This is a genomic window from Grimontia indica (assembly GCF_000333895.2).
Taxonomy (GTDB): domain Bacteria; phylum Pseudomonadota; class Gammaproteobacteria; order Enterobacterales; family Vibrionaceae; genus Enterovibrio; species Enterovibrio indicus.
On the sequence record NZ_ANFM02000068.1, the window covers coordinates 24,457 to 37,294 of the forward strand.

Below are 12,838 nucleotides of genomic sequence, written 5' to 3' on the forward strand. Positions count from 1 at the left end.
GCGCGTGATCATAAAAAGCACAAAGGATCTTATCGATTCTTTGCATTATAAGCTGAATGGATTCAGCATTGGTAGCTGAAAGGTTTCAGCAAAGATGAAAACTGTGCGTGAAGCCTGTTTTTTGATTTGAATGCTGAAACGATTCAGTGAGGCTGAAAGTGCGCTTGAAGACGCTTTACTGACTATGAATATTACGGCTTGGCTGCAGCAATCAATGTGTGGCGGGGCGAATGAAAAGTGGGCTCAGTCCACTGAAATCTGAGGTAAGAATGATGCTTGAACTCACGCAAAACGACGTGCAACTCGGCAAGAGTGCTGCAACAAAACAAGAGGCGATACAAGAGATTGCTAATGATTTGGTCGCTAAAGGGCTTGTTGTTGAAGGGTATGGTTCAGGCATGCTTGCACGGGAAAACCAGAATTCAACGTATCTGGGGAATGGTATTGCGATCCCCCATGGCACTACTGACACCCGCGACTTGGTAAAGCAAACTGGCGTGCAAATTCATCACTTTGCTAATGGCGTAGATTGGGGCGACGGAAACACGGTTTACCTTGCAATCGGTATTGCGGCGAAATCTGACGAACACCTCGGCATATTGAAGCAACTGACCCACGTTCTTTCTGCCGACTCTGTGGAAGAAGCACTAAAGGCCGCGACCAGCGCCGAGCAGATCCTTGCGGCATTAAACGGTGCGAACCAGAAAGGCCTGCTTTTCAATGAAAGCACTATCACCCTGAATTTCCCTACAGCAGATTTAGTTTCCATGAGCGCGGTATGTGCGGGCAAATTGAAAGCAGCGGATGCCGTTGGTCAGGGATTTGTCTCCTCACTTGTTGGTCAGTCGCCAGTATGTCTGGGCCAGGGGCTTTGGCTGAATGCTTCGTCAGAGTCGGTAAAGCAAACCGCGATAGCTTTCTTGTCTGCAGAGCAAGCTTTCGAAGTCGATGGTAAAACTGTGAAAGGGTTGATTGCTATTGCGGCTAACAGCGCAGAGCACGCAGATATCATGCGCAACATCAGTGAATTGGTGTTTGATAGAAAAATCGCAGAGGTATTTGCTGTTACTCCAGAAGCCGTGGTTAAGGCTTTTTCTGAGGTTCGCCAGGGCGGTCTTAGCCAAATCTTCAAAATCAAAAATGCCCACGGTCTTCATGCCCGACCAGGCGCCATGCTGGTGAGTGTAGCTAAGAAGTTCGATTCACAGATCTGGGTGTCGAACCTGAATGGTGATGGCAAGCAAGTGAATGCCAAGAGCCTGATGAAGGTGATTGCGTTGGGTGTTAAGCAAGGCCATGAATTGGAATTTACCGCTGACGGTGCCGACGCTCAAGTTGCCATTGATGCCATCGGCCAAGCCATTGAAACCGGTTTGGGTGAGGGGTAAATCATGACGAATTTTCGTGTAGTCACCGTCACGCTTAATCCTGCGCTGGATATGACTGGTGCCATGGCAGAGCTCAAAGCAGGTAGCGTCAATCTTATCCAGTCTTCGAACCTGAATCCGGGAGGTAAGGGGATTAACGTTGCAAAAGTGCTCGCCGAATTGGGTGCAGAAGTCACAGTGACCGGCTTTCTCGGTGATGAAAATCAGGATCCTTTTGCTCAACTTTTCGAGCAAAAAGGCATTCATGATGCCTTTATTCGTGTAGCTGGTGCATCGCGCATTAACGTCAAACTGGTGGAAGAGTCAGGTCGCGTCACTGATCTGAATTTCCCTGGTGTTGCAGTATCTGAAGATGATGTTCAACAGCTTGAAAGCACCCTCCATACATTGGCAGAGACTCACGACGTGTTCGTTATTGCTGGAAGCTTACCGGCGGGTATTTCACCGGAAAAACTCGCTTCTTGGATTGCCGCGCTTCGGGAGCAAGGCAAAAAAGTATTTTTCGACAGCAGTAACGCTGCATTGGCAGCGGGTTTGAATGCCTCTCCTTGGCTGGTTAAGCCGAATGATGAAGAACTCTCGCAATGGGCGGGTAGGCACCTTTCCAATGAATCTGAACTTCTCGAAGCGGGTAAAACCTTGAGTAATACGGGTATTGATAATGTGGTGATTTCCCGTGGCCCAGAAGGTGTGCTGTGGCTGAAAGATGGCGTTTGGTATGCCAGCCAGCCACCAAAAATGAAAGTGGTCAGCACAGTAGGTGCTGGCGACACGCTGGTGGCAGGAATGTGCTGGGCAGAATTGAACCAGTGGGATCGGGAAACCTCTCTGAGTTTCGCTACCGCGCTGTCTGCGCTAGCAGTCACACAGGTCAATGTTGGTGTTGAAGATATTGTTCAAGTAGAAACGCTACAACGCCAAGTTAACGTGAAACAGATTAAAAATAACTAAAGGAACAGGGGTAGAGAGATGAAAGCAGTAATCGTGACATCGTGCCCAAGTGGTATTGCAAATACTATTATCGCCGCGGGAATGCTTGAAAAAGCAGTCGCAGCACTTCAATGGCAAGCTGTGATTGAATGCCAAAGCACTGTGAAACCGAATAAGCCCGCTTCTGTATCTGACATTGAAGCTGCGGATCTTATCGTGACCGTTGGACCAGTCGCTGATATGGCGAGATTCAATGGCAAACCGGTTTACCAAGCATCATTAGAAGCCTGCTATGCAGATGTGAAGCAGTTGCTGGAAGATGCGGGCTCAAACGCTGAAGTCTATGCCCATGTAGGTGAAGCGGCTAAACCTGCAGCCCAAAAAAGAATTGTTGGCATTACCGCGTGCCCCACAGGGGTGGCGCACACCTTCATGGCGGCAGAAGCTGTAGAAGAAGAGGCCAAAGCACAGGGTATATGGGTGAAAATTGAAACCCGGGGCTCTGTGGGCGCGAAAAACCAGCTGACCGAGGAAGAGATTGCAGCGGCAGACTTGGTCTTCATCGGCGCGGATATTGAAGTCGATATGGCTCGCTTTGATGGCAAGCGCGTTTATCGAACCAGTACTGGAGCAGCGCTAAAGAAAACCAAGCAAGAATTGTCGAATGCGTTTGAGCAAGCTGAAGTTTACAAGCACGGCGGCGCGAAAACGGATAACAGCAGTAAGAATGAACGCACTGGTGCCTACAAACACCTGATGACTGGCGTTTCACATATGTTGCCATTGGTTGTTGCTGGTGGTCTGTGTATCGCGCTGTCTTTCGTCTTCGGTATTGAAGCGTTCAAAGAAGAGGGCACACTGGCGGCGGCACTCATGGAAATCGGTGGCGCGAGTGCATTTGCGTTAATGGTTCCTGTGTTGGCGGGTTTTATCGCGTTCTCTATAGCTGACCGTCCGGGTCTGGCACCGGGTTTGATTGGCGGTATGCTGGCAAGTTCTACAGGCGCAGGCTTCCTCGGCGGTATCGTCGCGGGTTTCTTGGCGGGTTATTCCGCAAAACTGATTGCTGATAAAGTCCAACTGCCGGACTCCATGGCAGCGTTGAAGCCAATCTTGATCATTCCGCTACTGGCGAGTTTGGTGACGGGTTTAGTCATGATTTTCGTGGTGGGTGGCCCAGTTGCAGGTGTGATGAACAGCCTGACCGAGTTCCTGAACAGTATGGGTTCGACCAATGCGGTTTTGCTGGGTGTGATCCTTGGCGCCATGATGTGCTTTGACTTGGGCGGCCCAGTTAACAAAGCGGCTTATACCTTTGGTGTTGGCTTGCTGGCTTCCCAAACTTACACACCAATGGCAGCAGTGATGGCAGCGGGTATGGTACCTGCAATGGGCATGGGTCTGGCAACCTTGTTGGCACGCAGTAAGTTTAATGCTCAGGAACGTGAAGCAGGTAAAGCATCGTTTGTTCTGGGGATGTGCTTTATCTCTGAAGGTGCGATTCCTTTCGCAGCACGTGATCCAATGCGTGTTATACCAGCCTGTATGGTAGGTGGTGCATTGACTGGTGCGTTGTCTATGTTGATTGGCGCAAAATTGATGGCTCCTCATGGCGGTATCTTTGTACTGTTCATTCCAAATGCCATCACACCAGTACTGCTTTACCTTGGTGCGATTGCAGCAGGTACTTTGGTGACAGGGTTTATGTATGCAGCATTGAAGCAAAGCGAAGAAACGCAAGCAGTTGTTCAGCATGCATAGTTGAAGTCTCAGCAAGCGTTAAGCCGGCCTCGGGTCGGCTTTTTACGTTTAGTAGGGGTTGGCGGGGGTGTGCAAATTCAGGTCGTTTTGACCCATCATAAAGGTGACGTGAAGCTCCACTAACTGCTCACTCTCCCTTTGCCATGCTGCGTCATTCTGCTGTTGGCAGAACTCCATCATGGCGACGATCAAGGTATCCAGCTTTTTCAAACTCCAGCGTTTAATATCTGGTTCGATATCTGATCGTGAAGCCAAAGCCTGCAGTTTGGCATAGCAAAACTGCAAGTAACTAAAGGCTTCTTCCGCTTTGCCTTCAAACTGATAGTGACGTTGTAACTTGGTGCAGCCATCCACAAAATAAGCGATAGCATCACTTCTGGTTAGGTCGATAGGCGGGTCAAAAATCATGGCCGGGGTTTGGGATACAACAGCAGCGAGTGTATCAACATTCCGATGTTCAGCGTCTTCGTACCAGTTTTGAATTTTCTTCATCCATGCGTCGACGATGTCCACAACATTCTCCCTGATAATTTTTTTTGGCGGCATGGTGCCGCCATGGGGATCGGTGAAGCTCTTAGATACCTAGATCGTCCAGCAAAGAGTCGGCTTCTGCCGCTTTTTTGGATTTACTCTTTTTCTTGTCTTTAGCATCGAGGCTTTTGGCGACTTCCGTCTCCAGAATTTCATCAGGATTGATTTCATCGCCTTCCTCGAATTCTTCGAGTTGGATGAACTCTGTTCGCTCCATCGAAAGCTCTAGGTAGAAGATATTGTTATCTTCAGTGCTGAAGCTTACGCGGCGTGCCTGAGGGCGTTCAATATTGCTATCAACAGTGACATTAATGTTCTTGTTGATCGCCATCATCTTGGGCTGATTCTGTGTGATATTGGTCTGTAGAGAGCGTTTCACTTTACCGGTGAAGTCACCCACGATTTGGTTCATGAGTTCACCCAAAACGTCCGCGACTTCGTCAGAAGTGTGCAGGGTTGCAAGTTCTTCTTTTGGAATGCCCATGTGGGACATGTATTTCTGGTAGACCTCAAGCGCTGCTTTGGCTTCGAAATTAATCACCACTAATCCGGAGAAGCCGCCATCAAAAAGAACAAAGCAACCGAAGTCAGGTTTCAGGCTGGTTTTGGATATCTTCTGCACCATGGCGGAGTGGTGAACTTGTGTATCTGTTGCTTTCGAAAGGACCGCGGTTACCGATTGGCAAAGTTTCAGCAGAATGTCTTCAGTTGTGATGATTTTTGTTTTTCTCATGACTGGCTCACTCGTTCTGATGTTGATTGAATCCTTACAAGTGTGGCACTAAATCTCTCATTCTGCTGAAATCTATCTTTGCTTTAACTATTCACCGCATTTGACCCAAGTGATTGTAATAAATCAGCATGCTTTCGATGGACGGCAACCAAAGAAGCGCGTAGTACTGGTCTGAGGTCATTGATGAGTCCCTCTGTGTCCGCATTTTCTGCCGCAGCGGATTTCTCTATCTGCATACACAGATCTGATAGTTCGATTGCGCCGATGCTACGTGATGACGTTTTAAGCTTGTGGGACAGCATTTTCACTTCCGCAAAATCATAAGGCGACTTGAACTCTGACAAGGTGTTGAGCTCAGGTTCGCAATGCTTAATGAATTCGCCCAGCACTTCTGCGTAGGTTTCGGTATCGCCCCAGAACAGCTTTTTCAGCACCTGAGGGTCTAGCTCTATCTCAACACATTCTTCGTCTTGCTGTGGATCGTCTAGCGATGGATTTTCTGTTTCCGAGGAAGGCTTTTCGATTCCCGTCGGTTCCTCGTTAGGTTCAGCGAAGGGTTTACTTTGGGCACACCATTTCGCTAAGACCTTTTGAATCACATCGATTTCAACTGGCTTGGCAATAAAATCGTTCATACCGGTTTCAATACAGCGCTCAGCTTCGCCGACCAGTGCATTTGCGGTGAGTGCGACGATAGGAACAAACTCGGCGCGTTCTTTTTGAATCTCGCGGATTGCTTTCGTTAGCTCATAACCATCCATATTTGGCATGTGGCAGTCTGTGAGCACCAGAGAAAACGGCTGATTGCGATAGGCCCGCAGTGCTTCCTGACCGTCGGCTGTCATCACCACATGGTAGCCAAGGTAGGTAAGTTGCTTCTCTATCACCGTTTGGTTAGTGACGTTGTCTTCTGCCACCAATATCGTGCCATGGTTGTCCTGCGCACGTTCAATAAAGGCTTCTTTACCCCGAGTGTCGATAACCGGGTAGTCGGGGCTCTCGAGACCGACACAGATCCTTAGGCCACTGATCAGGCTGGAAAGTTTGAGCGGGGAAGAGAAAATCGCGAAAACATCGATGCCGCCATACCGTCTGACTGGAAGGTTCATATCTAGTTCGAGGTAACGAATATCGATGTTTGACGGAACATAAGCCGGCATCAATTGTTTGGTTTTCAGGTAATCGCGGCAAAGCACCACATATTTGATGTCATCGCGTGGGAATTTCTGAAGGTGCAACAATTCAATGGTGATGCTTTGCACCGATATATTCATATTTTTCAGGTAATTATCAATACTTACCTTCAGCGCACCGTTTTCGAGGGTGTTGATACAAACTACATTGTTGATGGTGGCGGCTGACTCACGCAGTACGTCAATGTTGCAGTCATCCGGTGCCGTGACTTCTTGCGAGTAGGGAAGGGTAAAGGTCACCATAAAGGTTGAGCCAATGCCTTCTTCACTGGTGGCAGAAATAGAGCCGCCCATTAAAGACGCTATATTACGACTGATAGCGAGGCCCAGACCCGAGCCGCCATAGCGCCTCGTAGTGGAATACTCTGCTTGTGTAAAGGGCTGGAATATAGCTTCTAGCTTGTCTTTACCGATCCCGATACCGTTGTCGCGGATTTCAATAAAGACTTTCGCTGTGCCATCCGTTGTATCCTGTGATTTTATCCAAACCTGTACTTCGCCGCGATGTGGCTGCCCGCCGGAGAACTTGATGCCATTCCCGATAATGTTAAACAGAATCTGTTTAATACGGGTTGGGTCGCCAAACATGGCGGTGGGGACATTTGGATCGACAAATAAGGTTAATGAAACGTTCTTCTCGGCCGCTTCTGTGGCCAGGTTATCCATCACCTGTTCTGCGATATGTCTGAGAGAAATGCTGACATTATCGATACGCATTTTACCGGCCTCTATGCGGGAAAAGTCGAGTATGTCATTAATAATAGATAATAATGAGAGCGCCGACTCCCTCACTGTGTTGGCGACACTCTTTTGAGACGCATCGAGTTTGGAACGCAGCAATATATCGATCATACCGATCACACCGTTCATCGGGGTGCGGATTTCGTGGCTCATTGCGGCAAGGAACTGAGCCTTCGCTTTGGAGGCAGTTTCAGCTAATTCTTTCTGATAAAGCAGCTGTTCTCTGGCTTGGTTGCGGGAAATGATGTGGTCGCGGAACGAGCTGAGTGCATGTGAGATTTGCCCCACTTCATCCGGGCGGTCTTTATACAGGATCGGAATCTCAGTGTTGCCATCGGCCAGATTGCGCATAGTGTCCGCAAGTCGAGCGATTGGCTGCGTTACTTTTTTATAGATGTAGTAGGTCACAAAGATACTGACCACTGTCATCACAGCAAAAAGTGCAAAGAACGAAAGCTGATTGTTGTTGAGCACGTTTCTTAGATTGGCCATGGAATTGGCCGCGCTGAAACTGGTTTCGCGGGAAAACTCCGTCAGCGAGGTTTCCAGTGCTTTGTATTCATTAACATTAATGGCTTTGAGTGAAGACACAGCGATCAACTTTTTCGATGGGTCATATTGGTCGAATACCCGGCGAATACGCTCAGAAAATACTCTTCCTAACCCTTTGATGAGATCGAGCTGTTCGATGGTAGATACGTCAGCGGTATTCTTTCTCAAGTAATTAATATGGTTACGGAAAAACGCTTCATTGGCATCAAAACGATCCCGTTGATTTTCCTCGCCGCTAAGGTAGAAAAACAGAGCAGATGTCATGTCATCAACTTCATCCCGGATGAGCCATACATAGTGCTGTGTATCTTGCTTTGACAGGAGCTCAGAGGTTTCTTTACTGCTGTCCATCAGGTTGATGGAATCGAAAAGCTCTGGCGCTAACGTGGCAGAAATAATTCGCTTCTCATTCAGTGCCCAAGATTCTCTCTTAGGGTCGTACTGTCCGATAACATCATTTTCTATCTTATCGACGAAATTGCCGTAGATAGTTTCGATGTTTTTTAGGTGACTTGTATGATCGCCGTGCAATTTCTTGAGTTCATTGAGGGAAACTTCGAACTGATTCTTGTTACGGTAGAAATTCTCGAGAGCAGTTTCTTGACCCAAGGCGTAACTGAGCATGCTACGGTTCATTTCGCCAGCATATCGAAGCATGGAGACTGAGAGTAAGGCGCTTGGAATTTCCAGCCGGCTGGTTTTGTTGGTATCTATACTGACGCTGTTGTGCTTCACATAGGTAAAAACTGACAGCAGCATGGCGCAGAGTGTCACCATGGCCATGATAAGACCAACTTTACCGACGATACTTTTAGAAAATGGGAACTGATTAGCGCGCTGAATCCGTTCGTCAGACATCATATTTCCTTAACCTTGCATTCAAGCACTGATCAGCAATGTGCTGTGTGGCCGTAATCATTTTTATTGGTTTTAATGAAGGTATCGCCACTTGTGCAATAAATTCATGAAATCAGTGGTTTAGAATTTTGAAGACAAGTGCAGTGCAGGCACCTTGTTACGCTAAACCGGACAATCATGTTCTTGGGAACTTATAATGTAGACGCCGTAATCGCAATATGGAGACATTGATTTCAATAAAGTGACATCAGGCGTAATTATTGGTACCAATTTGAGGCTGAGGGCAATAAAATTGCGGGATGAGCTTTATCACTGGAGGTAAAAATGGTCGTTGAATCGGATGGGTATGCAGCGCTGATTGAGTTTTTTGTCGATAACCTGGGGCAGTTTTCAGAGCCCGGCGACAAAGTTGGCTCTGAAACCATCGACGATCTCGTGCATGAATTGGTCGCGAGCCAAATTATGGCGATCTGTGACCAGAACAAAGACATGCCACAGGCATTGCGCTTCGAGATCATGAGAGAAGCCGATAAAATTGTTGCTGACCTAGAAGAGATCCTCAGCTCTGTCTGGCACCAAAAACCGACTTATAGCCAAATTAATATTCTGGAAGAATATATTGGTCTGGTGAAAAACCTGTTCGATGCTACTGTGTCTGAGTTGGTCTAAATATCACCTCCCACATCCTGCTTTTTGCAATATAGTTGCATCAAACAGAACCAACATTAAAATGCGCCTGTTATTTATCGCTTCATATCACGGCGCATTTCATGAAACTCCACGCAGTACATCACCTCTATCAGCAACGACTGGCTCAATCGACCCGTCCTTTTAAGGCGAGGGGAGCAAATGTTGAACGCTGCTCTCAATGCATGGTTGTGAGTCGCCTTTGTATTTGCGAAGAGAAAGTCTCGTATCCAACAAATGCGGCGTTTCTGTTGGTGATGTATGACGATGAAGTGTTGAAACCCAGCAATACAGGACGTCTTATCGCAGATACGGTTGAAGATACCTTTGCGTATATTTGGTCTCGCACTGAGCCGAATAAAGAAATGCTGGATTTGGTGAATGATCCCAAATGGCAGCCCTATATCGTTTTCCCTGCTCAATATGCTGAGCCAGAAAGAGTGCATGCTGAGCCTGTCATCACCGAAGGCAAACGGCCACTTTTTATCATGATTGACGGTACCTGGCAGGAAGCGAAAAAGATTTTCCGTAAAAGCCCCTGGATGGCGCGTTTTCCGGTGCTGAGTATTAAGGCCGAAGCTTTATCCCGGTATGGTGTCCGCGAAGCGAGTGGTGAAAGCCAACTCGCTACTGCAGAAGTGGCTGCAAAGGTATTGGCACTAAACGGTGACAGATTGGCGGGCGAAAGTTTAGACGCTTGGTTTGATGTGTTTAGAGAGCACTATCTTACGGGTAAGAAACAGAGGCAGTTACCTGTTCCCGGCGCGTTAGATAAGTACCGAGAAGTGGTACAAAGACAATCCAAAGATTGATGGGGTGTATACCCAAACCAAATTTGCGATGAGATGCGCATAAATAGCGGAGGTCATTGGGTTGCAGAGAAGGTATTTTGTTTTTAATCACATTCATACCTCGCTGAAACAGGGATAATTTGGGCAGTTTAGCGAATTGAAAATTGGAACAATGGAGTAAAGGATGTATTACGGCTTTGACGTAGGCGGCACGAAAATTGAGTTTGGTGCGTTTGATAGTGAATTGAAACGCCAAGCAACAGAACGTGTTCCTACACCAGGCGACAATTACGAGCAGTTGATTGAAACACTTGCGGCGCTGGTGGCGAAGTACGATGCACAGTTTGGCTGTGAAGGCACTGTGGGTATCGGCATTCCGGGTATTGAAAAAGCGGAAGACGGCACCGTTTTGACGGTTAACGTGCCTGCAGCGAAAGGGCGCACGCTACGTGCAGATCTGGAAGCGAAGATAGGTCGTGCAGTTGCTCTTAACAACGACGCAAACTGTTTTGCGCTCTCAGAAGCATGGGATGAAGAGCTACAGGGTGAAAAGGTCGTTCTAGGACTGATTCTGGGCACCGGATTTGGTGGCGGTATCATTGTCGATGGCAAAGTCGTATCAGGCAAAAACAACGTTGCAGGCGAACTAGGTCACATGCGTATGCCAATCGACGCTTGGCTTCATCTGGGTGACAATGCGCCGATCTTTGACTGTGGCTGTGAAAAGAAAGGGTGTATCGATAACTACCTGTCGGGCCGTGGTTTTGAAATGCTCTATGCGCATTTTCATGGCGAAGAAAAGAAAGCCATCGACATTATTAATGCATTCAAGGCTGGCGAAAAAACCGAGTCTGAGTTCGTTGATAAATACATGGAAATGCTTGCGATGGTGTTTGCAGGTCTTTTCACTGGTATTGACCCAGATGTTGTTGTGCTGGGTGGTGGTTTGTCTAATTTTGAATACATTTATGAAGAAATGCCAAAGCGCGTGCCTAAATACCTGCTGTCTATCGCGAATGCGCCTAAAATCATCAAGGCAAAACACGGTGACTCAGGTGGTGTGCGAGGTGCCGCATTCCTGAATATACAGCGATAAAGTGATGAGACCCGTTGTATAAACCTTTTTAATCTAGATAAATTCGAGGCACCGCAAAAGCGGTGCCTTTCGTTTAAATAAAGCCATCGAAATGTGAGAAGGTGGCATAGCAAGAATAATCACAAGAAAGAGTTTGGTAAGCATTGTTGAGTTATAAATTTTCGCGAGCATTAATTGCAATCTTCGTTTTGCTTTTCTTTTCTGTAGCCACCGTCGTTTGGTTTTTTGTTGGTGGGGCAAAATCGAGTTACGTTATTTCTCCTACGGATTTTGAGTTCCGCTACATTGACGATACCCCTATGGGTGGTGATACACACGGGCGTGTCTATATCAACGAAGAGGGAGATGTAGCGCTAGAGTGTGAACTTGGTGCGGGGTACCGTTGGCCATTTTGTGAAGTGGCGATCAGTGTCAGCCCTAGTGTGACGCGCGGTATCGACCTGAAAAACTACCATTCCATGGTCATTGAGGCCGCTTATAAAGCCCCTGCACCTGACCAGCGCCTGCGTGTTTACCTGCGTAACTATGATGAAGCGTATTCAACCACGGACGATCCGGTTTCACTTAAATTCAACGGTATTGAATACAATCCGACTGAATCCATGTCCGAAATTGTATTGCCGCTGAACTCCTTCCAGGTGCTTTCCTGGTGGATTTCGGATCTAGATATTCCGCTTGAGCACGCCGGGCCAGACATGACAAACATCTCCTTGATTGAGATTGCGACCGGTAGTGCGCCAACGATCGGAAGTCATGAACTCATCATCAAGAATGTCCGCTTTGAGGGTATGATGGTCACAGAGGCTGAATTGTTCCGCGCCCTGACGTTCATCTGGTTGGCTACGGCGACATTCTTACTTGCTGTGAAATACACCCAAAGCCGCCGTGTATATGATGCGGAAAGACGCCGTGCAAATCGATTGAAGGCCATTAACACTGCGTTGAAACAACAGAGTGAAACCTTGTCTATCATGGCAACGACGGATGCTTTGACTGGGCTCCGTAACCGCATGGATATTTACCGTGAGTTAGAAAAAGCGTTGGCTTCGACAAACGGAAAGAACTGTACAGCGCTATGCATGGACATTGACCACTTTAAGAAGATTAATGACAACTATGGCCATGACATGGGCGACAAGTTGTTAGTGTCGGCCGCTGATGTGCTTCGCGAGTCGGTATCCTCTAGCGATGTGATTGTCCGCTGGGGCGGGGAAGAGTTCGTGATTTTCTGTCCAAATCGCAACCTGGCTCAGGCATCATTTCTGGCAGAGAAAATTCGGTCGGCGTTTGAGACCACAGAGTGGCCACATGACGCAGAATTGACCTGCAGCGTGGGTGTGTCTTCTATGCGTGAAGGCAGTATTGCAGCCATGATCGCCGATGCGGACGATGCGCTATACCGCGCTAAACAAAATGGCCGTAACCGTGTTGAGGTATTTGCTGAGTCATTTATTGCCACGGTATAAATCTTCAGCAAAGGTCAACAGAGCTTAGAAATAGAAAGAAGCCGCATTTAAGCGGCTTCTTCGTTTGTATACCCAAACGACCTGAAGATGCTTGAGTTCAGAGGTCATCAA

The 12,838-nt window shown here is 47.6% G+C and carries 10 protein-coding genes; 7 read left to right on the forward strand and 3 right to left on the reverse strand.

What is annotated here, in order from left to right:
* Positions 1 to 272 precede the first annotated feature (272 nt).
* From fruB to fruA, 3 genes are read left to right on the forward strand one after another with little or no spacing between them, the layout of a single operon-like run.
* Entirely contained in the window at positions 273 to 1,388 is a 1,116-nt protein-coding gene (fruB, locus tag D515_RS24055) for a fused PTS fructose transporter subunit IIA/HPr protein (protein WP_002542523.1), read from the forward strand.
* A gap of 3 nt (positions 1,389 to 1,391) precedes the next feature.
* Positions 1,392 to 2,339, forward strand: coding sequence for a 1-phosphofructokinase (pfkB, locus tag D515_RS24060; protein WP_002542524.1), 948 nt, complete (start codon positions 1,392 to 1,394; stop codon positions 2,337 to 2,339).
* A gap of 18 nt (positions 2,340 to 2,357) precedes the next feature.
* On the forward strand, positions 2,358 to 4,079 hold the full coding sequence (fruA, locus tag D515_RS24065; protein ID WP_002542525.1) for a PTS fructose transporter subunit IIBC: 1,722 nt from the start codon (positions 2,358 to 2,360) through the stop codon (positions 4,077 to 4,079).
* 48 nt (positions 4,080 to 4,127) lie between these two features.
* Here the strand turns inward: fruA and D515_RS24070 are convergent, their stop codons facing one another.
* The 3 genes from D515_RS24070 to D515_RS24080 form a co-directional block, all read right to left on the reverse strand.
* Positions 4,128 to 4,592, reverse strand: a complete 465-nt coding sequence (locus D515_RS24070; RefSeq protein WP_002542526.1) for a hypothetical protein — start codon at positions 4,590 to 4,592, stop codon at positions 4,128 to 4,130.
* 61 nt (positions 4,593 to 4,653) lie between these two features.
* On the reverse strand, positions 4,654 to 5,343 hold the full coding sequence (locus tag D515_RS24075; RefSeq protein ID WP_002542528.1) for a DUF3334 family protein: 690 nt from the start codon (positions 5,341 to 5,343) through the stop codon (positions 4,654 to 4,656).
* An 83-nt stretch (positions 5,344 to 5,426) separates the two neighbouring features.
* Complete coding sequence (locus tag D515_RS24080) at positions 5,427 to 8,687, reverse strand: ATP-binding protein (RefSeq protein WP_002542530.1); 3,261 nt, start codon at positions 8,685 to 8,687, stop codon at positions 5,427 to 5,429.
* A 324-nt stretch (positions 8,688 to 9,011) separates the two neighbouring features.
* On the opposite strand from D515_RS24080, the gene D515_RS24085 reads away from it, so the two are divergent.
* From D515_RS24085 to D515_RS24100, 4 genes are all read left to right on the forward strand, one after another.
* Complete coding sequence (locus D515_RS24085; protein ID WP_002542531.1) at positions 9,012 to 9,356, forward strand: DUF3802 family protein; 345 nt, start codon at positions 9,012 to 9,014, stop codon at positions 9,354 to 9,356.
* 101 nt (positions 9,357 to 9,457) lie between these two features.
* A complete protein-coding gene (locus D515_RS24090; protein WP_002542532.1) occupies positions 9,458 to 10,186 on the forward strand; it encodes a tRNA-uridine aminocarboxypropyltransferase in 729 nt (242 codons plus the stop codon).
* Positions 10,187 to 10,349: 163 nt separating this feature from the next.
* Positions 10,350 to 11,261: an N-acetylglucosamine kinase gene (nagK, locus tag D515_RS24095; protein WP_002542533.1), complete on the forward strand. Its 912-nt coding sequence runs from the start codon at positions 10,350 to 10,352 to the stop codon at positions 11,259 to 11,261.
* A 146-nt stretch (positions 11,262 to 11,407) separates the two neighbouring features.
* Entirely contained in the window at positions 11,408 to 12,727 is a 1,320-nt protein-coding gene (locus D515_RS24100; RefSeq protein ID WP_039850644.1) for a GGDEF domain-containing protein, read from the forward strand.
* The last annotated feature ends 111 nt before the right edge of the window (positions 12,728 to 12,838 follow it).